This is a genomic window from Natrinema sp. 1APR25-10V2, from assembly GCF_031626495.1.
Lineage (GTDB): Archaea > Halobacteriota > Halobacteria > Halobacteriales > Natrialbaceae > Natrinema.
In genome coordinates, this window is record NZ_JAMQOJ010000001.1 from 146,850 (window position 1) to 167,418 (window position 20,569).

Consider the following 20,569-nt stretch of genomic DNA (forward strand, 5'->3'; position numbering starts at 1 on the left):
CTTCCGCTATCCTACCATCACTAAAATGGATCTGTGCCGGAGCTGCCGAGCAGACAGTGTTGGCTGGTAGCGGAACCGGAGTTGAGTTCAACCGCTCGGTGAACTGGTTCGTTTTGATGAGCGTGCCGCACGAGGTAGAGCATCGAACGTGCCAACGAGTATTGCACGAGTCTTCTCGCCGAATCATCTCTTACTCCTCGGGGGCTGCGCCGGGCCGGCGTTTATCCCAGCCGACAGCTTGGATCCGAATAGAGTGGTTGCACGGACGGATGTTCGCTTACAGGCCTGTAAGCGAGAGCGGTTCTTTAAGTGGATCCTCTGCGGTAAACTGGCATCCCCTCCGACCCGCCCAACCACCCCCAAAGTATGACTGACAATACCAAGGATTACGCGAAGTACATTCGCGCCAGCACCGACACGCAGGAGAAGTCGCACCAGAAGCATGACCTCGACGGGTGGATCGAAGAGAACACCGACATTGATACCACAGAAACCGCCGAGTACGTTGACCTCGACGTCAGCGGCAGCACGCGCGACCGCGAAGACTACCTCAATCTTCTCGACTGCATCAGGGACAGGGAACTCGATCACGTCGTGGTCTGGGAGATCAGCCGCATCGGACGGCGCGGCTCCATCATTCAGGAATTCTTCGACGCGTGCGAGGACAACGAGGTGACCGTTCACATCACCAATGGGAAGGTGGACAAGATCAAGCCCGACGGCACGAACCGTTTCGTCGCTGATGTCGTCGGGATGGTCTATACTGAAGAACGCAGGCAGATCATCCGCCGCACCAAGTCTGGCCTTCGCCGTGCCCGACGAGAGGGTAAGTGGCTCGGCCAGACACCGACTGGGTTTTCTCGTAGCGACGAGGGCTATCTTCATCCGAACCTCTCCCCCGACTACGAGGCGGGTGAGACCAGCTACCTTGATGTCGTCCGGGCACTGGAGGCCATCGAGGATGGCGCATCCTACCGTGAGGCCGCCCGGGAGATTCCAAACTGCACGCGTCAGACCCTCATGAACATCTACAAGGACGACGAACGGCGTCGGTGGTACCTTGAGGAAGAAGCCGAGGACGAACGCGTGGACGCGGCCCTCGACGAGATCGACCGCGCCGACGACTGACCCGGCGGCCTATTCATCACCGTCGATGAGTTCGAGTGCGCGGCGGGCGGCATCACGGGCGGTCTCAATGTTGTCGAGGGCTTCATTGTCGACTTCTTCGATGCCTTCTGCGTTTTCGAGGGTTTTGTGGAGTCCTGAACTGGCCATGGCGAGTTTCGACTTGACCTCGTTGAGTTCGTCCATACCTGTTCGTCACCTGTCCCGTCGGATAAATGTCTGCGTGTAGCCGGCGTTAATGCCCTCGGGGCAGCGTTTTTGGAGTTTCACGAGAGAGACGTGTATGCCGGACGGGCCACAGGAGGAATGCCAGCGAACCACCTAATGGGGGTTCGCCGCCCACTCCGACAAGCCTGCTTCGGCGGTGGTTCAGGTGGAGTCATCGACCGTCCGCCGCGTTCGGCGGGCGGTCACGCTCCCGTTGCTACCCTGCAGGGTGTCACGGAACAGCTCGCACACCCGTCCTGTCACTACCCGACAACGGTAAGTACAGGCGGTCTATGTACCAATAAGTTCGAAGTCAGTTCCGGTACAGCTAGGACACGAATCCCAGTTCAGTGGAGCGGGGTTGACATCGCTCATTGCCCGCAGAACAAACCCACAGCTTTGGCATTCACTAAAGAGGCACAAGCAAGAGCAGGTGCGGGCTCAATTGTCTTTACTCCCTTACCCCAATAATTTGGTATAGATAGAAGAGAATAGCGTAATATTCGCAGGTGTAGTAAACGGATAGTTCAAATCGTTTGGGGCGAAAGAAACGCCATGCGAATCATTCTATGACGCCCTCACCCTGTGCTATCCATAGCCCGTATGATAGGTACGAAGTGCCGTCACCGCCTAGTCCCGTGTATGCTCGAGGACATCGAGGACGTCGACGGAGAGACGGAGCCACTATCCCTTCCCGACTATGACGAAGAAAAACTACGCGAGGAGAAGCGCGAGGAACTGACCGACCAGCCCGATAAGGAGCTCCGAGCGGAGCTCGGGCGGATGGACGAGGAGGAACGCGAATGGCGCGACGAGTACGACGTCGACGGCCCGCGTGAACTGGAGGAAGGCATTACCTCGGAGATGGACGCGAGTGAGCGGCGGGAACGTCGTCGCGTCGCGTACTACTGGCGTCAGAACCAGCATATGCGCAGGATGATCGAGGGTGTGCTCGATGGTTAGCGCGCACGTCGAGATACCCGTGGATGGGGAGCCACGCATCGCTGGCCGGAGACTCCCTGTGCTGACCGTGGTTCTACAGCTGGGTGGCTCGACACAATTCGTTGAGGAGTACGCGGACGAGCGCGGGCTGGATGTGGCGGACGTGACGGCGGCGTTGGCGTGGGCCGCCAACCACGAGGACTGGATGGACAGGCTAATCCAGAGGCGTGCGGACGCGATGCACGAGTTGACCGTGGAGGAGGACTACCCGCCGGATGTGGATCCATCCAGTAAGGCGGATCCGGTGGCGTTCCAGACGCGTGCCCGGCGGGCGCTCCGCGAGGTGATCGAGGATTGGCGAGGTTACGGCGACAACAGGTTCGGTGACTGCTAAGAGTAGAGTGTACGGGCCTCCTGTCCCGTGCCGTCATCGTCCCATCCCTTCTGCGAGTGACCTCCCTACCACCCACCTGATTCCTCGGGTTGCTCTCAACTTGAATGCCGGCGTGGCGGGCTGCAGACCATTTCGTTTCGTATGCCCCGTATTGCCGGGGTACGTTTCACGTGTTCTGCTATCTGGCGATTAGCTCCACACGTCCCCGCAAGGTCTTGCACATTGAACGTGAGTGACCACCCCCTCGAGTTCCGATGAAAAACAGGGAGAAGATGGTGGTCAGTCGTCGATCTTGACCACTTGCCAGCTGGAGTCGTCTGGCCACTGTTTGGGCGCAAACTCGTAGAGATTGATGAACTCATCAATGATCTCGCCGAGAACGGCTACAGCGACACGTGATAGGACGATGGCTGACGAACCAGTGACGCCTTTATCGAGGCGGCGGGATGGTCACCTGCGGCTCTGAGCCGCCATGAAACGACAGAACACCACGATGTCGATCCTATCGCCGCTACATGAGAGGGCGGTATGGAAGCCTCGGTTACGAGTCACCTGCTCTTTTAGGCGGTGAAGACGAGGAAATACGAGTGGTTTTTTCGAGCGTGCTGCTGTGTTACAATGCCTTGTGACGATGGTGTGGTCTGTCCAACAAGGACAAACAAATCGGTCGTAGTGAACCCTAACTCTTCACAAATATCAATGATTTCAACATGGGTGAGATGTTGCTTACCGCTAGCTACTTCGTCCATCGTCTTCACGATGTACGTTCCTCCCTCCCGAAGCACGCGTTTCGCTTCCTTCGCGCCGCCGGCATACTCGTGAAGTACTGCACCGTGGCCAGTACGTTTGCCTTCGAAGACGGTGCCATATTGTTCAACAATCCACGCTTCCTCGTCGCCATCGCGCCGATCTTCATTGTATAGACCACTCGCGTAGGGCGGATCAAAAACGACCGAGTCGAATTCGTTGTCGTCGTACGGAAGGTCGTGATAGTTGACTCCGGTGTTGTCGCTCGGAGAACGTTCTGGCTGAATGTCTGTCGCGCGGAGTTCGTACGCGTCAACATCAACCTGTTTCCAGAACACGCCTTTACCGAACGTGACGTCTGCGATTACCGCTCCTTTCTCGACGTGCAGGTCGAGAATATCCGGGAACAGATCCTCGTTCGTGCCGATGTGAGCAGAGAGAATTAACTCGTCCGGCGAGAGGATTTCTCCCTTGTCGGACGGTGTACCATCCTTGTCGGTTGGGGTAGCCGCAGATGGAGTTCCAGTATCCGAGGATTCGGAAGGGTGGCGTTGATGTACCATCTTGTAGGCCCCGCTGATAGACTGATCGCCACGGTCTAGTTTATTGACTTGGTTGACTGCGACTGGATCGTCGTCTTGAGCGGCCTCCCAGACGGTGCGGGCGTAGTCATAGGTCTTACCAGACCCAATGTTGATTTTCTCGGCGACGACATCGCGAGTACGCGCGAACTCAGATACCTCACTATCGGGTACGTTTTCCCGAAGGTCTGTACGCTGGCCTTGACGCTGACGTGCCCGGGCAGCCTCGATCTCGTGTAGCACCTCGGATTCTCGCATTTTCTGGCTGAAGGTCTTATCTCGCTGGCGGTTGAGATCGATCAAAGCTTCCTTTTGATCGAGTTCGTCGGCGAACTCTTGAACGATGACCGGTACTATCTCAAGGTCAAGCTGTTTGCCGGCCTCCCACCGCCGGTGACCCGAGATGATGAGGTCAGTAGGGGTGACAATGAGTGGGGTGTGGATTCCATTGTTCTCGATGGAGTCAAGGAATGTTTCCTTAAGATCAGCCCGGTCGCCGTACGTACGTTCGTTAAGGGGATGGGGTTGGAGCGTCTCGAGGTGCCGAGTTTCTACTCGAGGCTGGCCGCCAGATTCTACAGATAGGTAGTCTGGAAGTTCTGTCACTTCTTCTTCAGGCGGTGATGAGTTCGAGCCCACAAGGATGGTGTTCTCCTCGAGCAAAATACGTCTGTTTGTTGATAAGAGTAAGTATTAAGATACCTACCCGGGCCGGAACAGTATGAAATTAATATTTAGTGATTCGCCGGACAGTGCTGCAGTTGATGGTTAGGATGTTATCAAAAAGATGTGGGGGCAGGTTGTGATAATGCGGTGACTGGTTCCGAAATGTAATATGAAAACAAAAACCTATAAGTTGGAAATTGGTCTTCTCTTATCCGTGTTCAGCGCCGAGGAGTGAAATCGAGCGATCTGAGAAGGTATAGCAGCTACACGGCGGTTGACAGGTGTACAAGTATTGAATAGCGCAAATAGATAGTCGTAACTTCGCATATGAACACACACGACAACGACGGCGCCGAGATGTCTGCATCTGATGAGAGCGATCCGATCATGCCAACCAAACTTGCCGTTCTTGACCTCGTTGGCGCTGCCTACGAGCGTAACCCCGCCCAGATCGGCATCGACATTCGGATTGAGGAGGCTGGGCCTGTGATCATTGTCGAAGATGACGGTGAGGGTATGGCACCCACAGAGTTCGAGAGATTCTTTGACGCGTCCGCAGAGGATGTGCCGTTCTACGGCGCTGAGGAAGTTCATGTCGTCACCGAAAAAGACGGACAGATATGGCGAGCATCAAGCGAGAACCCCCCTGAGTACCAGATCACTGAGTTCGATTCCGGATATTGGGAAGGGGGTACGCGTGTCGAAATCGTGAATTACGACGCTCCTGACGACATCTGCGAACGAATCTCGGAAGCGGAACTTCGGGAATACGCTGCGCTTGACGAAAGCGATTGGACAACGCTCATTTCGGTTAACACGGACAAAAACGCTTCTAGTGTTCGGAGAGTGCGTGATTTCTAAGTACAGATCGTCACAGGTGAACGACAAGGGTTCTTTGAATACGATGCAGAAGTCAAATATCGAGCCTTCGAAGCTCGCGGAACTTGTGGAGTCGGTGAGCGAAAAGAGAGACACAGAACGGATCAAGCCCGACAATACCTTCAGAGAGATTTCTGCCCATCCGTTTGGCTCAAAGTTGCGTTTGGAGTTTGATTTGCATATTGGAGAAGCAGAGTGTGACGAGATCGTTCCAAGTGACCTTGAAGGGAGTGCCCTTGACGAATCGACCGTCGTTGCCCTTGCCGCCGAAGAAGACGCGACAAAGCTTCGGGAAGCGGTTAGTAACCGAATGTACGAGACGATTGCCAGAGGCATCACCCACGGACTCAATGGTGACTTCGATGGTGTTCGCCACCGGCTCGACCGATATGCGTTCTGTACCGAACGCCATCAGTTTGAAGAGGAAAATGGGAGTGCCACGTTCATCATGCCTCTTGGAACCCTATGGGATGTCACGAAGCAACTCCGTGAGGTCACCATTCACGATACGCTGGAAAACAAAGTGTATGATGTCGTTGCAGTCCATGGGGACGGAGTGGTTGTTGAACTGAAAGAGGATGGAAATACGGCTCAGGAAGAGCGAATCCCTATCTTCGGAAACGAAGGCATCCGAAGTAGTCGATACGTGTTTCCGAATCAGTCATGTGACGATCTACCGGACATCATCATGAATTAACGTGAAAACGGCCTCCGTACTGATTGCCATGAATATGGCTCGAGAATATCACAGCGATGAATGGCTACTTAGTGAGGGGATTTAGGCGATAATGGCCACAACACGCGTGTAGCTTCAAGTCGGAAGCTCACGACAGGTCAGTTTCGGCTGGTTTGTAGACTTGCACCGAGTTTTGCCGTGAGAGGGAGCACCTGCATCGTAATTTCATCGGAACCGAGGGGTGTGTCTGGGGCGGTTGGTAACTCAACCATCTGCTGGTGGTTTTCATCGGAACTGTCGGGGGTGGGGTTCACTCCTCGAGAGAGTCAGAGAGCGTCCGGATATGGGTTCTCGTCCGCGATTTCATCGGGTTCGTATCTACCAATCCCGTCAGGCAGGTCATCAATTAGGTCGTCGATGTCTTTGAGATTCTCCTCGTCGGCGAGTGCCTCGGTGCGGTCAGCGGCGAGATTCGCGTCGTCTCGGCCGGTCTGCTCTTGCACGCGCTCCAGCGACTTCTCGCGCTTGCGTTCGACCTCTTTCATCTCGCGGGGATGGTCGTGGTAGTACACGAGAGCACGGTACACGTCGGCGTCATCGAGATCGAACCAGTCGGCGACCGTCTTGGTGTCTTCGTCCACATCCTCGGCGCGCTCGCCGCCGGCGGCGTGGGCACGGTCGGCGTCGACCTCGTCGTCAGTCATCATCCCATCGCGTGTCGCTATAGTCTCTCTCGGCGATCTGCTCGAGTATCTCGCGGGCAGTGGCGACACTTACGTTGGCTTCGTCAGCGATCTCGGCGGGGTCGTCTGCTGTGCGGGGGTCGTAGAATACGGTCTCGACGCGCTCGCGTGCCGTCCAGTCGCGTGACCAGTCTGTCCCGTCGTCTGGGTCTGGCATTATGACGTGCTCTGAGCGGTAGTACGTGTGTCGTGTAGGGCCAGATCGACCTCGTGTTCTTCGCCGACGGTGATGACGACAGGGGTGTAGTCGTTCTCGTCGTCGATCATACGCGTGTGGTTGTTTTCCGTAGTGGTATGCGTTTCCCTGTTGTGGCTCGTCTAGGGCGTTTTAGCGGCCTATATGTCGGGTTTTACGGTCTCGGAGTACGACGAGTGTGGTGGGCCGAGAAGGCCCGGTGGGCTCTAGTGGAGTCATCCATCCACCATGGATCTGGGGTGAAACATCCCCTCTTTCGATTATGACCGACGAGAACGAGATCATGTGTCCGCGGTGTAGTTGCGAGGCGTACGAGCATCTCGAACCGGGAGAGGCGAGCGAGATAGACACAATTGGGATGCATCGCGTCTGTGCGACCGAGCAAGGGACGTATCTGCACGGCCAAAGTCAGTTCGAGTGATGAGTGGCGGTAAGAACAATCGACGGCGAGAAGCCGCAGAGTTAGCCGTTGACCTACGCGAGATGCTGCATGAGATCCTCGGACGCCGGGTGAGGTGGACGCGCACATCGACGCCAAACAGCACGCTTCCGCCGCGCTGGACGGGATACTAGATGCCGTCGTACGCTGACCCAAATGTTGTCCGTGACTACTCGCTCGACTCAGAGTGACTGATGTCGACGAATACAACGAATTGCCGAGCGCCTTGATGTCGCTCACTCGGACGCCACGCCGCTGATTTCGAACCGTCCTCCACCGGCTTCGCCGTCGGTGATCTCGATTTCCCAGCCGTGGCCGTCGATAATCTCCTTGACGATGCTGAGACCGAACCCTGTGCCTTCCTGCGTGATCGAATATCCGGGTTCGAAGACTGTCTCCCGCTTGTCTGGTGGAATTCCGGGGCCGTCATCTTCGATGTAGAACCCTCCGGCTAGTCCGCCGACTGACACCGCCACGTCGGCGCCACCGTGTTCGACGGCGTTTCGGAAGAGGTTCTCGAACACCTGCTTCAGGCGGCTCCGATCAGCCCGAGTCTTTGCTTCAGTGGTCACGTCGAGCGTCGCATCCTTCGTCTCGACATTAGCCCAGCACTGGCGCGCAAGGTCGCCGATGTCGACCGGCTCTAGTTCCTGTACATGGTCTCCCTCGCGTGCTAGCGTCAGGAGATCATCGATGAGCACGTCCATCCGCCCAAGTGCGCGGTCGACCTCGTCTAGATCGTCGCTATCATACTCCTCGCGGGCCAGTTCCAATCGCCCTTCGGCCACGTTGAGCGGGTTCCGGAGGTCGTGACTGACGACGCTGGCGAACGCCTCCAAGCGGTCGTTTTGATGCATCAGCTCCCGCTCTCGGGCACGCAGCTGTTCGGTCTGATTGACCTGTTCGAGTGCCGCCGCGACGTTCCCGGCGAGCAATTCGCCAAACACGAGGTCTTGCTGGTCGAAGGCCGCCGTCGTGTCCGAGCCGGCCATCAGGATGCCGTGGCCGTCGAGCGGGAGGTGAAGTTCGCTCTGGACAGGCGACTCCGGGTTGTAGGCGTCCGGGTCGTCGTGAACGTCGTCGACAGCCAGCGGTTCGCCAACTTCGTAGGCTCGCCATGCAATGCTGTCGCCCGAAGTGAACTTCGGCGGGTCGCCGATAAGTTCGGTCGCGGCGTCCGTGATGGTCTGCGGAACGAGGGCCGACTGCTGTTCGTCGTACAGGTGGATGGCACTCGCTTCCATCCCCAGAATCTCGGCTGCCGCGCTCACGCCGATTTCGGCGACATCATCGCGGGTCTCGGCGGCCATCAGGTCTTGAGTTGTCGTGTTGAGTGCCTCAAGGCGGGTTTCGCGTCGCTTGCTGTCGGTGATGTCGCGGTACACCCAGAGATGCCCCTCACCCTCGGGGAGTTCGATCGGCTGATAGCTCCGTGCGAACGTCTGACCGTCGCGAAGGTGGACTTCCTCGTTATGCATCGGGTCACCTTCGGTCACCAGTTCATGGATCCGTTCGACGAACGCCGCTGGTTCAGCAAACATCTCACTGGCATCCGCGGCCAGTGCGGAGCAGTCGGCGCCGGTAATCTCGTCGGGTTCCCCCGGTAAGTCGAAGAGTTCGAAGAGTTGGGCGTTGACGGCGACGACGTTCCGCGACGCGTCCTCGGCGAGGACACCCACCGGAAGCGTGTCCAACAGCGTCGACTGGACGGCGTTAGCCTCCTCGAGTTCCCGTTCATATACCCGCTGGTCGGTGACTTCTCGGTCGGAGATGATCAGCGAGACGACCTCATCGGCGTCGTTTGTAACCGGCCTGATCACGCCCTCGACAGCGTACGGGTCGCCGCTGGGATCGACGAGGTCGAGATCGAATTCGACGTACTCGCCCCTTGCTGCGCGATCGATCCAGTCTCTGATTTGCTCTTGAACGGTCTCGGCGTGACCGAACCACGGGGTCTTCCAGAACGGTTCCCCTGTGACGTCCTCGAGGGTGACGTCAACGTAATTCATCGCCGTCTGGTTGATGTCAAGGACGGTACCGTTGGTGTCGAGCAGACCAACGAGGATGTTCGGGTCGTTGAAGATCGCCTGATAGCGTCGCTCTTTCAGTTCGAGTTCACGTTCGCGTTCTCTCTGGTCAGTAACGTCGCTGGCGATTCCGAGCACCGCCTGTTCGTCGGTCTCACCGAAGTCGTAGGGGAGCAACCGAGGATTGAAGATGTGGATGGCGCCGCTCGAGTCGGGTATCTCGGCATCCGGAAAGCTCTTCATCGCCCCTTCGTCGAGCACATCAGCGACATGTCCTCTGAACTCCTCGGCCGTCGCGTCGGGAAGCACGTCGGCGACGTTGCTGCCCTCGATGTCCGTGACGGTCGTGTCGTGGAAATCCGCGAGTGCCTGATTCGCGAGTAGGTATGTCCCGTCGATGTCGACGACGTAGAGAAGATGTGGGAGCGAGTCGATCAACTCCCGAAGGCGTCGCTCGTTGCGCTCGACCAGCCGGCGCGACCGCTCCCGCTCGACGGCGTTGGCGATCCGGTTTGCCAGTACCGTGTACTGGTCTGTGCCGGATTCCTTCTGGAGGTAGTCGGTGACGCCGGCCGAGATGGCGTCGCTGGCGACTTCCTCGGATCCCTTACCCGTGAACAGGATGAACGGTAGATCTGGTCGATCATCGCGAACTGCCTCGAGGAACTCGAGACCAGACTGGCCCGGCATGTCGTAGTCCGAGACGACGCAGTCGAACTCGGCGTCGGCCAGTCGCTCCAGTCCCTTGCTTACGCTGGTGGCCGTCTCGACATCGAACCGGTCGTCCTCACGCCGCAGAAATTCCGCGGCCATCTCGGCGAAATCCGGCTCGTCGTCGACGTGGAGAACGTGGATTTCTGAAGTAGGAAACATGGGTGATTGAAGGTGCGGCTGTGAGTCGTCACCTACCGAAGGTAATCAGTCTTTAAAGATATTCTGACAAATATCGGTTTGTGGGAGTAGATCCTGACGGACATCAGTTCAACTTTCTACGCAGATGAGTGACTGTGCCCCAACTCACTAAAAGCAGGGTGAATACTCCCATAGCCGTAGAAGGTTCAGATGTTCTGCTTAACGAGTGATGAGTATAGACTGTGAACCCCTGCCTGTATTAGCGGGTGATAGATCTATCAGAGGTGTCCACATGCTTGTGGCCAGATGGCATCTCCCTCTGAGGGATCATCTCCACAACGACATGACCTTACATTGGAGATCGTCACCGCAGTAGCGGCTGCTCGCGGTGAAGATATTCAGGAACTCCCTCCATTGGCCTATTCGTTTGACCCTGTTGCTCTAGAGCGATTCATTGAGAGTACGACCGTCTCTACCTCGGTTCAACTTGAGATCTATGGATGTTTCGTCGAAATCGATGCCGACGGAAACGTTGTAGCAACCGAGAACACCGAATAACTGACCCTTATCACCACTCAGACTCGTGTTCGGCGTCAATCAAATCAAGCCATTTCTCTAGCCGCTCATTTGGGTGATACTGGTACTCCTGAACAGCCTCATCGTGCGTGATCAGCTCTGTCTCAGTCAGTTTCGGCAGATGAATATGGTAGAGTGCGGCTTGAACGTGGTCAGGGTTCGGTGTTTTCCCCAGTCGTTTGCGTTCTTGTTGAATCAGATGGTCGATTAGGGCTTGGGAATCGGCACGCTGGTCAGGCTGATCCCGCACCCAACGGAATAGTGTCCGTCGGTGATGATGACTGAGAACGTCAAGGATTGCATTCAGTGAAAGTTCAGCTGATGCATTTCCTTCGTCCGCTTTCTCACCCATAGTTAACATACACCACGGGATTCTATAAACGTGGGGTTGGAAACAGCAAGAGCAGAGGTATCATTTCGGAAGAGGATGAATAAGCTCTGGCCTCTGCTGATCACCGATGGAGCCGAAATTCAGGCCCCCCACACGGACACCGGTCACCTGTTCAATTAAACATATTTTGCCATCTGGCCAGAGGCGAGCGGCGTATGGTGACCGACAAGTAGTACAACCAGCTATAATTCGATTCGTGTCCTCTACTGATTTCATATCCTTTCTGCAGTCAGCAGTTGACTTTCCTTCACCCTTACTTGGGTAGGGCCACGATCCGATCGGTCGCTACAGACTGCATACAGACCGTCGTCTACGTGCTGCAGAATACTGAAATCATCAAAGTCCCGCTTGTTTAAAGGGCGATTCTGACCGGTCTTACAGTGCAATTGGTGTTTCCAGATCGGGATCAGCATCAATGATGGTTGAGAGCTGGGGCTCTAACTGATCGAACTGGGGAGTCGGTTCCACCAGTTGCTGTTCCTGATCGTAGTTGACGAGCGAGTGATCCGCCAACTTCGGGAGATGGACGTGGTGCAGCGCCAGCCGAATCTGTTTCGCTTCTTCTTCGGGAACCTCTGCGGGAGGTGTGTGATGATTGTGTTTGAGGATCGTCTTCGTGAGATCGGTTACCGTTACCGACCGCTTCTCGTGCGCGAGTGTTGCGAGGATGATACGACGGTGCTGCTCTTGACACAGTCGGAGAACCGTGTCGAACTCAGTAATTGACCCAACCACGAAAGAAGAAAACGCCTCTCTACCTAAGAGGAGAAGTGCTGTATAGTACTAATTCGAGCAGTGAAGTCCAGACAGTCCGTCACTGGGGAATTATTCCTCATTCTCGTCCTCATCTGGATGGCTGATCGTCAACGTACTGGTAATGAGATTGTTGTGTGCAGCGCGAAATCGGTTCGAGAGTGTCTGTTGGGCGATTCCCATTTGATCCGCCAGTTCACGCATTGTCACCGCTCGAGGAGCCTCGTAGTAGCCTGCTTCGAGCGCAGTGACCAGCGTCTCGCGTTGCTTCGGTGTGAGATCGTACTGGGCACTCGCCATCGGCTGTTCCTGTTCTTTGATCGACTTGAGTTCGTACGAAATACCGTTCTTCTCACAGTACTCTTGAAATTCCGAGAGGGAGTCCTGACTGTCGAATCGCATCCGTAGTTCCCAGTCTTGGGCTTTGCCGATTGCTTGTATGAGCGTCGCCCCGAGTTCGACATATGCATAGATGATGGTCTCGACGTTTTCCGTCCACTCGCCGCGGTACAATTTCGCCCCTTCTACTTCGTCGATACCGGTCACGTTCGTTACGGATTCGTCGTCCTGAAACGCCGCTTCGAACTCCGCGTGATTACCACCACTCACCCAGAAATACGGCATGATCCGATCTTCCATCGTCGCCACTACTTGCTCGATCTCGATGACCATCTCTGGGGCCGCTGTGAGTGTGTGGTTCAGCGCGAGATCATCCGATTTGACGGAAAATTCGGCGATAATGCTCATGCCGTCAATTGGTGGGCATGCATAATAAGTCGCAGTCGAAATACCTGAGCTATCCGGATATAGTGGCAAGTCAATCACCTATACTTATCACCGAAGTGGCTGAAGATCAAATTCTCCACATGGACACCGGTCTCCCGTTCCAATTAGGCGTATTTCGCCATCTGGCCAGAGGCGAGCAGCATATGGTGACCGGCAAGTGGTACAGACAGCCACGATTCGATCCGTATCTTCTGCCGCTTTCATATCCTTTCTACAGTCAACAGTCGTCTTTTCTTGATTCCCTACTTAGATAGGGAGACGCTCCGATCGGTCACTACAGACTGCGAATTGAAGAAGGCAAGTCAAAAGATTCCGATGATGAAACCAACACCCATGATGATGAGGACAGCCGCTGAAAACGCTGGGAGGTACGGCGTGTACTGCTCGACTTTCTCCTCGGAGTGCTGGTAGCCTGCAATCAACAGCATCGTCAGTCCAACGATACCCACGATGACGGTGATGGCGTACGCACTCATCAGTTCGAGGCAGTGGTTTGACCCGGCACAGAGTGCGATAATCTCGAACTCCTCCTCGTGGGCGAATCCGAGAACGAACGCGAACCACGCGATCCCGAGGAGGCCACGGTCAGCGGCCTCTTTAGGGTCATCGTGTGAGTGAGAATCGACACCGACGAAGGGAACGATGCCTTTCAGGCGGGTAATCAACCCGTCGTCGTGCGAATGGCTGGAATGCTCGTCCGAGTGGTGGTGGTCGTGGCCGTGATGGTCAGTATCGTGACTGGCGTGGGAATGTCCGTGGGAGTACTCCCGGACACCGAGCGCGATGAGCAGGACGCCCGCCACGAGACTGACTGGCCCTCCGATCTGGATGCCGTCGAGTATCGTCATCGGTTCGTTGACCTGCGTGAGGTTGAAGTAGTCTTTCGCGTAGAAGAACACTCCCACCATCGCGATACTACTGATAAGGTGGCCGACGCCGATGATGAGACTCGCGGCGAACCCGTACGCCCACTTGTTCGTCTGGTCGAGGGCGTACGAGGCAGCAACGGGCCACCCGTGACCCGGTTCGATGCCGTGAACGGCGCCAAGGGCAACTGCCCCGAGGAGGAGACCGAGTGCTTCGCCGTGTAACATCCTGACCAAGAATCTGCTACCAACGTGGATAACGGTTGTTAATACCGAAACAGGTACATCGTCATACGAGACCCTCTTGTAGAGCCACGACGAGCCAGTATCTATGCGAACGAGTTTCAACATCCCTGACGACGTGGTCGAAGAGTTTGACCGGGTCTGGCAAGAACAGGGTCTCGAAAATAGGTCACGGGCAGTCAGAGAAGCGATGCTGGAGTACATCGAGTCACATACCCGGCTCGAAGCGACAAGCGGGGAGATCGTTGCGCTCATCGCGTTCGATTATCGCCACCACGAGGTGATACAGGAACTCCACGCAGTCCAACACGAATATCAAGACGTGATCCTCAACACGAGTCATACGCACCAAGGAGAGTGGTGCCTCGAATCACTATTTTGTCGGGGCCCAGCCGAGCGGGTACGTAACCTCACCTACCGACTCCGCGACTTTGATGGCGTCAACCGGGTCAAGGTGATGGTCATTCGGGATGACGAGGAGTGACGAACTGACAGAATCCTCTAAGAGGTACACTCGCTATGTTCTTCACCTGCACTTGACTCAATCTTCACTTTGAATAAACACGCGTGTCGGCACCATCGCCACGGACGACGGACAATAGTGGACTACGGCTCGTAACCCGGGCAGACCTGTACTGTCCAAGATGTATGAGCAGTCACGTTGCGTCCACGGCGAGGTATAGGAATGGCTTGATGACTTCGAAGATAATTCCCTATACCTTCCGAGGTATCGAGGTCGAAAATTCAGTTTTCCTGTCCGATATTTGGTTGATGTGGTGAGGATCTAGTGCTGATCGGGAGTCCACGAATCAACAAACCCGGTTAAGCGCATTGATGATACTACTGTCCCCATCATCACTTCCCACGCGTTCGGTGTAACATTCAGTACAGAGCTATTCTGCTTCAGTCGGCGCTGGAACTCGATTGACGGTCGTCTCGCAGGCTGAACAGATGTTTTTGTCAGTAGCAATATAGACCGTTTCACAGTCTGGGCAACGAAACAACGACGACCGTTGTGTATCTTGCTGCGGTGTCACTGAATCGTCTATTGTTTCCCCTCCGTCCTCAAGACGCTGGAACTTCCTCCGAATGGATACTATCCACTTAGCAATGGAATTCATAGTTACTCTCCAGCATTAGCTGCTCGTCATCGTCTGAAGATGTACCCAGACATTATCAGTCTGGTTCGCAAGTGCAACTCTTTGCTCTGTATTGTCGTATGTGATGAGTTCTGCTTCGGCCATCTTTGGAAGGTGATTGTGTACAAGAGTCATTTCGATAGTAGTTCTATCGTCCCCTGATCGGTCAGAAAGTGGCTGTTGGGCTTCCCACGTTGCGAGTTTCGTTGCTAATTTCCCCACGGAAACTGGCAGTTGGCTGGCCTGCAGTGAGTGGAGCAAAACTCGGCGGCGTTGATTGGACAATACGTCAAAGAGCTTGTCTTGCTGATCGCCGCCTGCGTCGAACTCCGCCAAATCTGTTTCCGAGACTCGATCTTCCATGTCTCACCGGAGTGCATTGGCGGGGATAAGTGTTGTCTGGCAAATATATTGCCTATGCGACATTCCGTAGTTCTCGCCCCGACATTTGCGTCTGCCACAGTTGCCGGTGTGGCTCCCGTAACCACAGCCAGTATGATTGTGGATTCCCCACCTTCCGGGCGACCACAATAAGCGGTCACTCGTCTTGATCGTTATCCCCTTCACTGTATGGATCGGTGAAGAAAAAATGGTTGAACGGCTGCACCCGGCGTTGGCGCAGGATTTCTGAACTCTCTATTGAGAGGCCGATATTATGCATCGCGTCGGTGATGCGGACAGTATCTGTGGTATCAGTCCCGACGGCTTCGACGTACAGGTTGCGATGGCCAGTCAATGTTTCCCGAACGTCCACAACCCCACGGATGTCGAGTATTTGTTCGACCATCTCTGACCGTTCCGTCGGCGGTGCTGAACAGACGAATAGGACTTGGAGTGGGAGACTCGCCCTCTCGTAGTCGAGTTTTGGGTGATAGCCTTCGATAATCCCGTCCGCTTCGAGTTCCGCGATCCGATTCCGTACGGTACTGGCAGACACATCGACTTTATCGGCGATCTCTTGAGCCGTTCGATTCCGCGCATCGAGCTGCAGTTCATGCAGGATACCTCTATCCACGTTATCTAGTTCCACCATACCAGTTTCTCCGAGAGCCACACTCAAAGGTTCACGGCGTAAGTCACATCTCTCAGTAGTATCGCCTCAACAGCGATAATAGCATCCCATGTAGTGCTACGAATCTATCAACTGGGGGCGGGGGTTGTTCATTACCACCCGTGACGTATAGTACGTGATCAGTACTGATGCAAGTACCACAAACTCGAGAGGTTGCGTGTCCGCGATGCGGAGAGAACAGTAGCGTACGCGTCCCAGAACAAGACGTAGAATTGAAAGCCAGCCTGTCCGTCGCTGCGTTCGGTGATCACACTAAGATTGAATGTCAGAATAAACATACATTCTGGGTCTACTACTGCTAACCATACTCTTCTTTTACCAACTGCTTAGTTTGCATGCACACTTTCTGGTCAGTAAAGGGCATGTCGTTACCGTCACCTGCTTTGTAACCCATTTTCTCACACGGTACTTGTGCAGCGTGTTAACTTTTCCCGATTGAGGGTCAGCAAGTGACTATGGAGAGCACTATTTGCCCTAATTGTGGGATGGAAAATTCCAGTATGCTACTTGGGCCAGAAACGAATGTCGAACTCAAATGCACAAGTTGTGATCAGAAATGGTATCCTGAGTGATGAATTGGCAGGTGAAGACCCTACCGATAGGTCACTTAAATTTTGACACTTTCTATGATGCTCAGCGAGTCACTCTGATGTAGGTTTAATTTCGTTATATTTGAACCGTGATGGTCAGATTGCCATATCATTTCGCTTCGGTGACTATCTGGTTCGGGTCAGCGGAAACGAAGTGACAGTCGCCTCTGAGTGAGTTCCGGGAATTGACCGAGACTCACTTCCCCGGATCGTTGGTGGATACTAGCCCCGACGAGATCAGTCGGCGAAGAAGGACGACGACTCCGTTTTCGAGACCGGTGGCGTAGATTGCCTGTTCACTCCCCATGCCGTCGACGGCGTCCGGGTGATACGAGCCGATCAATAGCGTCTCCCGGTCAACGAGCAGAATCCGGCTGATAGCCATTTCGTGGTCGGCCCATTGACCGGTGAGCCAATCTAATCCGGTCTCGAACGTGGTGATATTCGGAAGTTCCGTTCCGAGTCGAGATCTGATCTGCTCCGTTTGGCCGCCAAGAACGATCGAGAGATTCCGTTCCACAGCGTCGTGGAGACGCTCGAAAAACGTCTCCGACAGGAGCGATTCGTCCACGACGAGCAGTGCGATCTCTGACTCTGCGTCGTCAATGAGGTCGAACGTCCGGGAATTGATCGCGTCGTTGCCGGCCAACGACCACACTTCCTGAACTCGGTCGTTACCCGACTCGGCATCGCGAAGCTCGATTGTCTCGAGATGGGTTTCGAGCGTCTCGATCCGATCGGTGTACTTCTGTTGGAGCGTACGGGTGGCCTCGGCGATACTGACAGCGCGGTACTGCTGTGGGCTCGAGTGCTGAACTTCAGCCAGCCCCTGTGATTCCAGCACGCGGAGGGCGTCGTAGACTCGCGTCCGTGGTACCTCGGAGAGTTCGTGGATTTCCTTGGCTGTCCCGCTGGGAAGTTGTGTCAACGCCAGAAAGCACCGTGCCTCGTACTCTTGCAGCCCAAGATCTTGCAACAAACTCGCCGCTTCGCTGATAGTCGTGTCTTGTGTCATGGCCCAACCACGCGTCCGACGATTCGAACGAGACTATTACCGTCCGTAGAGGGAAAAGGCTCCTGTTTTTTGTGCTGCGTCGTTCCTGCTCGGCTGCGTTCTCCGCGGAAAGTATTTTCACTCAGATTATCACACAAGCTACTTCAGCCTCCGAGTACTCCGATAGAGTGGCGTGCCCTATTACGGCCCAACCACGATGGGGCACGCCATCTACTACTCATCGGCGACAGTATAGCGACACCGATGCAATGGTGCTTTGAGCGTTCCTATTTACCAGTGTCAACCAGAGTAGGAGGACTACTGACTCCCGACAGCAATCCGGTGAAGAGATTAATTCCGATTGGCCTCCAGAAACTCGAGAAGCGGCCGAATCTCGTCGAACTGGGGCCCTTTCGTTACGATACTGGCTTCTCGATCCCACTCGATGTACCCATATTGGGCCAGTTTGGGTAAGTGGACGTGGTGTTTCTTGATCAGATCCTTGTCCTGTTCGGTAATATCCCACGGAACGTTGGACAATTCCGTCACATTCTGTGGATTATGGTCTAACAAGCCGAGCAACAACCGGCGTCGCTGTACGTCGGCCAACGCATCAAACATTTTGTCATTCACGTGCCATCCCCTCTGACGTTATGTAGACGGCTATACGGTTAACGAGTAAGCATTTTCACACACCGTTGTTGTAGTGATTAACTGAGTAACTGAAAAGAGCGATGGTCAGCGCGCACACGTAATTACCGCACTGTATCCAAGAAAGTAGAGACAGAAGTTGCGAATAACCGGTGAGCACAGGCTAACTACTCAGCACAGGCAAATCTGCCATCTGCAGAGGGGGAGAATTATTGTGAAATCGGGGGAGCTGTGCCTGTTCAAACCAGAATCGTTCGAGTGACTCCAACAGCGTGATAAACTCGTCATGAGCTGTTGGTTTTGTCAGGTAGGCGCTGGCGTGGGAATCGTAGTGAGGAATCAATATGAGTGCTATCCAACTCGTAAAGACGAGTTGGGTCGGCTTTCGCCAGCTGATTACCTATTTCCGCCTTCGAGCCCACTATACAGCCAAGAATTCTCGTATGCCCTAAAAGGCAATCGACGCCGGAATTTATGGTAGAGCGGCGAGACGTCTTGTCTTGTGACGGCGTGGGGACTTTCCAACTATCGACGCGGAAACAGGGTTCACAGCCTTTGCGGCGGCCAGTATCCCCGACTCCGCAGAGAAAGGTCGGGTGTGAGAAGGAATCCGGCGCGAGAATTGGGTAGTCTGCCCTCTAGAGGGCTTGTGGAGGCTGAGACGCGGGTTCGATTCTCGCACCCGGACCTTCTGAGGAACGTAGTGACGAAGAAGGCCGGAAAGCGAGATCGAATCACGCGAGACGAACGCCAGTGAATCTCGCAGTCGGGTTCGATTCTCGCACCCGGACGTTCTGCGGCGTCATCGCGATTTCCTTCCCCCAACTGAGACGTAAACAATACCTTACTCACACTCATATCAAACAGGCGGAATTTTCATAACAGCTGGTTTCCTGCGTGGTCGTATGGTTTCAGGAGACGTTCGACGCCGGCGATTTCTACAACTCGGCGGCGCGACACTGGCTGTAGGTGCGGCCGGGTGTCTCGGCGACGGCTCGGGGAACGGTTCGAGCTCGGGGAACAGTTCGAGCTCGGGGAACGGCGACGGTGCGGGGACGACCGACACGCCGGCGTACGCGAAGTGGGTAACGACCGTCGACAGCGACGTCTCGTTCAGCTACCTCGATCTGGCGGCACTCGACGAACTCGAGAGCGACGACGAGAACTCGAGCGGCGGTTCGGATAGTCTCGAGGACATCGAGGATCCGATGCTCAGACTCCCCCTGGCCGGCGGGTTGTCCGCCACGTTCGCCGCGGGGTTCGGCCTGTCGGGGTCGGGACTCGGCGGTCTCGTCGGCGATCAGCAGACGAGCGGGACCAGCTTCGAGACCTCGATCGACGACCTGCTCGTGACCAACGGGACCATCGTGCTGTCGGGCGACGTGGTGACCGAGGAGATCGACGGCGAGTTGACGACCGTCCCCGAGGACTCGTTCGCCGAGATCGAGTTCGAACACACGACCGACGTACGCGGATACGCGGTCTACGAGCCCGCAGGCGATCAGCAGGCGACGACGACGCTGGCCGTCACGGGCGAGGTGATCGTGCAGGGGTCCGGCCGCACGGCCGTCGAGCGGGTCATCGAGACCGAACAGGGCGACCGCGCCCGCGCCGCCGACGAACACGAGACGTTCCGGCGACTGCTGTCGACCGGCGGGCACGGACAGATGGTGTTCGGCGGCTACAGCCCGGACGGGTTCGACGGAGCCGACTCGGGACAGTCCTCGAGCGTGTCGTCCTCCGGTTTCCAGCTCGAGGCGTTCAGCGGCCTCAACGGGGCCGTCTCGTCGCTCTCGTTTTCCGAATCGTCGAGCGCGACCGGGGAGACGGCGCTCGTTTTCGACGAACTCGACGAGACGGGACGCGCCGATGTCGAGTCGGTTCTCGGCAAGGACGGCTCCGACGTCTCCGTGAACTTCGACGGTCCCTTCGTCTCCGCGTCGGCCACGTTCGCCGACGACGCACTCGAAAACGCCTGACCGAGAGATCAGGATACTCGCCTGTTATATTCGCCCCGCTTCGAACTGGCGCAGG

Annotated in this window: 21 protein-coding genes; 9 read left to right on the top strand and 12 right to left on the bottom strand. The window is 55.7% G+C overall.

Features of this window, described 5'->3' with window-relative positions; translation table 11 throughout:
- Nucleotides 1-366 precede the first annotated feature (366 nt).
- On the top strand, nucleotides 367-1,128 hold the full coding sequence (locus NDO75_RS00750; RefSeq protein WP_310904176.1) for a recombinase family protein: 762 nt from the start codon (nucleotides 367-369) through the stop codon (nucleotides 1,126-1,128).
- Between the two features lie 9 nt (nucleotides 1,129-1,137).
- Here the strand turns inward: NDO75_RS00750 and NDO75_RS00755 are convergent, their stop codons facing one another.
- A complete protein-coding gene (locus tag NDO75_RS00755) occupies nucleotides 1,138-1,311 on the bottom strand; it encodes a hypothetical protein (protein WP_310904177.1) in 174 nt (57 codons plus the stop codon).
- Between the two features lie 663 nt (nucleotides 1,312-1,974).
- Between NDO75_RS00755 and NDO75_RS00760 the strand changes: the two genes are divergently transcribed.
- Both NDO75_RS00760 and NDO75_RS00765 read left to right on the top strand, forming a co-directional pair.
- Nucleotides 1,975-2,295: a hypothetical protein gene (locus NDO75_RS00760; RefSeq protein WP_310904178.1), complete on the top strand. Its 321-nt coding sequence runs from the start codon at nucleotides 1,975-1,977 to the stop codon at nucleotides 2,293-2,295.
- Nucleotides 2,288-2,668, top strand: a complete 381-nt coding sequence (locus tag NDO75_RS00765; RefSeq protein WP_310904179.1) for a DUF433 domain-containing protein — start codon at nucleotides 2,288-2,290, stop codon at nucleotides 2,666-2,668. The genes NDO75_RS00760 and NDO75_RS00765 overlap by 8 nt, the downstream gene beginning before the upstream one ends.
- Before the next feature lie 560 nt (nucleotides 2,669-3,228).
- Here NDO75_RS00765 and NDO75_RS00770 read toward each other — a convergent pair.
- Nucleotides 3,229-4,659, bottom strand: coding sequence for a ParB N-terminal domain-containing protein (locus NDO75_RS00770; RefSeq protein WP_310904181.1), 1,431 nt, complete (start codon nucleotides 4,657-4,659; stop codon nucleotides 3,229-3,231).
- Between the two features lie 330 nt (nucleotides 4,660-4,989).
- Here NDO75_RS00770 and NDO75_RS00775 point away from each other — a divergent pair, with 330 nt between their 5' ends.
- Together NDO75_RS00775 and NDO75_RS00780 are read left to right on the top strand one after the other, a co-directional pair.
- Entirely contained in the window at nucleotides 4,990-5,523 is a 534-nt protein-coding gene (locus tag NDO75_RS00775; RefSeq protein ID WP_310904183.1) for a hypothetical protein, read from the top strand.
- A 16-nt stretch (nucleotides 5,524-5,539) separates the two neighbouring features.
- Nucleotides 5,540-6,238 (top strand): hypothetical protein, encoded by a 699-nt coding sequence (locus NDO75_RS00780; RefSeq protein WP_310904184.1) that lies wholly within the window; start codon nucleotides 5,540-5,542, stop codon nucleotides 6,236-6,238.
- A gap of 305 nt (nucleotides 6,239-6,543) precedes the next feature.
- Here NDO75_RS00780 and NDO75_RS00785 read toward each other — a convergent pair whose 3' ends face one another.
- Together NDO75_RS00785 and NDO75_RS00790 are read right to left on the bottom strand one after the other, a co-directional pair.
- Nucleotides 6,544-6,921: a hypothetical protein gene (locus NDO75_RS00785; protein ID WP_310904185.1), complete on the bottom strand. Its 378-nt coding sequence runs from the start codon at nucleotides 6,919-6,921 to the stop codon at nucleotides 6,544-6,546.
- On the bottom strand, nucleotides 6,914-7,117 hold the full coding sequence (locus NDO75_RS00790) for a hypothetical protein (RefSeq protein WP_310904186.1): 204 nt from the start codon (nucleotides 7,115-7,117) through the stop codon (nucleotides 6,914-6,916). Before NDO75_RS00790 ends, NDO75_RS00785 begins: the two co-directional genes overlap by 8 nt.
- Before the next feature lie 301 nt (nucleotides 7,118-7,418).
- Here NDO75_RS00790 and NDO75_RS00795 point away from each other — a divergent pair, with 301 nt between their 5' ends.
- On the top strand, nucleotides 7,419-7,577 hold the full coding sequence (locus NDO75_RS00795; protein WP_310904187.1) for a hypothetical protein: 159 nt from the start codon (nucleotides 7,419-7,421) through the stop codon (nucleotides 7,575-7,577).
- Between the two features lie 254 nt (nucleotides 7,578-7,831).
- Here the strand turns inward: NDO75_RS00795 and NDO75_RS00800 are convergent, their stop codons facing one another.
- A complete protein-coding gene (locus tag NDO75_RS00800) occupies nucleotides 7,832-10,495 on the bottom strand; it encodes a PAS domain-containing protein (protein WP_310904188.1) in 2,664 nt (887 codons plus the stop codon).
- Between the two features lie 285 nt (nucleotides 10,496-10,780).
- Here NDO75_RS00800 and NDO75_RS00805 point away from each other — a divergent pair, with 285 nt between their 5' ends.
- Nucleotides 10,781-11,032 (top strand): HalOD1 output domain-containing protein, encoded by a 252-nt coding sequence (locus tag NDO75_RS00805; RefSeq protein WP_310904190.1) that lies wholly within the window; start codon nucleotides 10,781-10,783, stop codon nucleotides 11,030-11,032.
- 10 nt (nucleotides 11,033-11,042) lie between these two features.
- On the opposite strand, the gene NDO75_RS00810 is transcribed toward NDO75_RS00805, so the two are convergent.
- From NDO75_RS00810 to NDO75_RS00825, 4 genes are all read right to left on the bottom strand, one after another.
- Entirely contained in the window at nucleotides 11,043-11,402 is a 360-nt protein-coding gene (locus NDO75_RS00810) for a hypothetical protein (protein ID WP_310904191.1), read from the bottom strand.
- 414 nt (nucleotides 11,403-11,816) lie between these two features.
- Complete coding sequence (locus NDO75_RS00815) at nucleotides 11,817-12,176, bottom strand: hypothetical protein (RefSeq protein ID WP_310904192.1); 360 nt, start codon at nucleotides 12,174-12,176, stop codon at nucleotides 11,817-11,819.
- Nucleotides 12,177-12,266: 90 nt separating this feature from the next.
- Nucleotides 12,267-12,941: a helix-turn-helix domain-containing protein gene (locus NDO75_RS00820; protein ID WP_310905151.1), complete on the bottom strand. Its 675-nt coding sequence runs from the start codon at nucleotides 12,939-12,941 to the stop codon at nucleotides 12,267-12,269.
- Between the two features lie 341 nt (nucleotides 12,942-13,282).
- Nucleotides 13,283-14,074, bottom strand: a complete 792-nt coding sequence (locus NDO75_RS00825; RefSeq protein ID WP_310905152.1) for a hypothetical protein — start codon at nucleotides 14,072-14,074, stop codon at nucleotides 13,283-13,285.
- Between the two features lie 103 nt (nucleotides 14,075-14,177).
- On the opposite strand from NDO75_RS00825, the gene NDO75_RS00830 reads away from it, so the two are divergent.
- Nucleotides 14,178-14,573: a CopG family ribbon-helix-helix protein gene (locus tag NDO75_RS00830; protein WP_310904193.1), complete on the top strand. Its 396-nt coding sequence runs from the start codon at nucleotides 14,178-14,180 to the stop codon at nucleotides 14,571-14,573.
- 652 nt (nucleotides 14,574-15,225) lie between these two features.
- On the opposite strand, the gene NDO75_RS00835 is transcribed toward NDO75_RS00830, so the two are convergent.
- The 3 genes from NDO75_RS00835 to NDO75_RS00845 all read right to left on the bottom strand — a co-directional run bounded on the left by NDO75_RS00835 (nucleotide 15,226) and on the right by NDO75_RS00845 (nucleotide 17,905).
- Complete coding sequence (locus tag NDO75_RS00835) at nucleotides 15,226-15,591, bottom strand: hypothetical protein (protein WP_310904195.1); 366 nt, start codon at nucleotides 15,589-15,591, stop codon at nucleotides 15,226-15,228.
- Between the two features lie 175 nt (nucleotides 15,592-15,766).
- Nucleotides 15,767-16,261, bottom strand: coding sequence for an Lrp/AsnC family transcriptional regulator (locus NDO75_RS00840; RefSeq protein ID WP_310904196.1), 495 nt, complete (start codon nucleotides 16,259-16,261; stop codon nucleotides 15,767-15,769).
- Nucleotides 16,262-17,086: 825 nt separating this feature from the next.
- Nucleotides 17,087-17,905 carry a helix-turn-helix domain-containing protein gene (locus NDO75_RS00845; protein WP_310904197.1) on the bottom strand — a complete coding sequence of 273 codons (819 nt, stop codon included), beginning with the start codon at nucleotides 17,903-17,905 and terminating at the stop codon, nucleotides 17,087-17,089.
- Nucleotides 17,906-19,440: 1,535 nt separating this feature from the next.
- Between NDO75_RS00845 and NDO75_RS00850 the strand changes: the two genes are divergently transcribed.
- On the top strand, nucleotides 19,441-20,514 hold the full coding sequence (locus tag NDO75_RS00850) for a hypothetical protein (protein ID WP_310904198.1): 1,074 nt from the start codon (nucleotides 19,441-19,443) through the stop codon (nucleotides 20,512-20,514).
- The last annotated feature ends 55 nt before the right edge of the window (nucleotides 20,515-20,569 follow it).

What these genes read in the sequence shown, in the direction of transcription:
- NDO75_RS00750 (WP_310904176.1), top strand. Translation starts at nt 367, where the DNA reads ATGACTGACAATACCAAGGATTACGCGAAGTACATTCGCGCCAGCACC.
- NDO75_RS00755 (WP_310904177.1), bottom strand. Translation starts at nt 1,311, where the DNA reads ATGGACGAACTCAACGAGGTCAAGTCGAAACTCGCCATGGCCAGTTCA.
- NDO75_RS00760 (WP_310904178.1), top strand. Translation starts at nt 1,975, where the DNA reads ATGCTCGAGGACATCGAGGACGTCGACGGAGAGACGGAGCCACTATCC.
- NDO75_RS00765 (WP_310904179.1), top strand. Translation starts at nt 2,288, where the DNA reads ATGGTTAGCGCGCACGTCGAGATACCCGTGGATGGGGAGCCACGCATC.
- NDO75_RS00775 (WP_310904183.1), top strand. Translation starts at nt 4,990, where the DNA reads ATGAACACACACGACAACGACGGCGCCGAGATGTCTGCATCTGATGAG.
- NDO75_RS00785 (WP_310904185.1), bottom strand. Translation starts at nt 6,921, where the DNA reads ATGACTGACGACGAGGTCGACGCCGACCGTGCCCACGCCGCCGGCGGC.
- NDO75_RS00790 (WP_310904186.1), bottom strand. Translation starts at nt 7,117, where the DNA reads ATGCCAGACCCAGACGACGGGACAGACTGGTCACGCGACTGGACGGCA.
- NDO75_RS00795 (WP_310904187.1), top strand. Translation starts at nt 7,419, where the DNA reads ATGACCGACGAGAACGAGATCATGTGTCCGCGGTGTAGTTGCGAGGCG.
- NDO75_RS00800 (WP_310904188.1), bottom strand. Translation starts at nt 10,495, where the DNA reads ATGTTTCCTACTTCAGAAATCCACGTTCTCCACGTCGACGACGAGCCG.
- NDO75_RS00805 (WP_310904190.1), top strand. Translation starts at nt 10,781, where the DNA reads ATGGCATCTCCCTCTGAGGGATCATCTCCACAACGACATGACCTTACA.
- NDO75_RS00810 (WP_310904191.1), bottom strand. Translation starts at nt 11,402, where the DNA reads ATGGGTGAGAAAGCGGACGAAGGAAATGCATCAGCTGAACTTTCACTG.
- NDO75_RS00820 (WP_310905151.1), bottom strand. Translation starts at nt 12,941, where the DNA reads ATGAGCATTATCGCCGAATTTTCCGTCAAATCGGATGATCTCGCGCTG.
- NDO75_RS00825 (WP_310905152.1), bottom strand. Translation starts at nt 14,074, where the DNA reads ATGTTACACGGCGAAGCACTCGGTCTCCTCCTCGGGGCAGTTGCCCTT.
- NDO75_RS00830 (WP_310904193.1), top strand. Translation starts at nt 14,178, where the DNA reads ATGCGAACGAGTTTCAACATCCCTGACGACGTGGTCGAAGAGTTTGAC.
- NDO75_RS00835 (WP_310904195.1), bottom strand. Translation starts at nt 15,591, where the DNA reads ATGGAAGATCGAGTCTCGGAAACAGATTTGGCGGAGTTCGACGCAGGC.
- NDO75_RS00840 (WP_310904196.1), bottom strand. Translation starts at nt 16,261, where the DNA reads ATGGTGGAACTAGATAACGTGGATAGAGGTATCCTGCATGAACTGCAG.
- NDO75_RS00845 (WP_310904197.1), bottom strand. Translation starts at nt 17,905, where the DNA reads ATGACACAAGACACGACTATCAGCGAAGCGGCGAGTTTGTTGCAAGAT.
- NDO75_RS00850 (WP_310904198.1), top strand. Translation starts at nt 19,441, where the DNA reads ATGGTTTCAGGAGACGTTCGACGCCGGCGATTTCTACAACTCGGCGGC.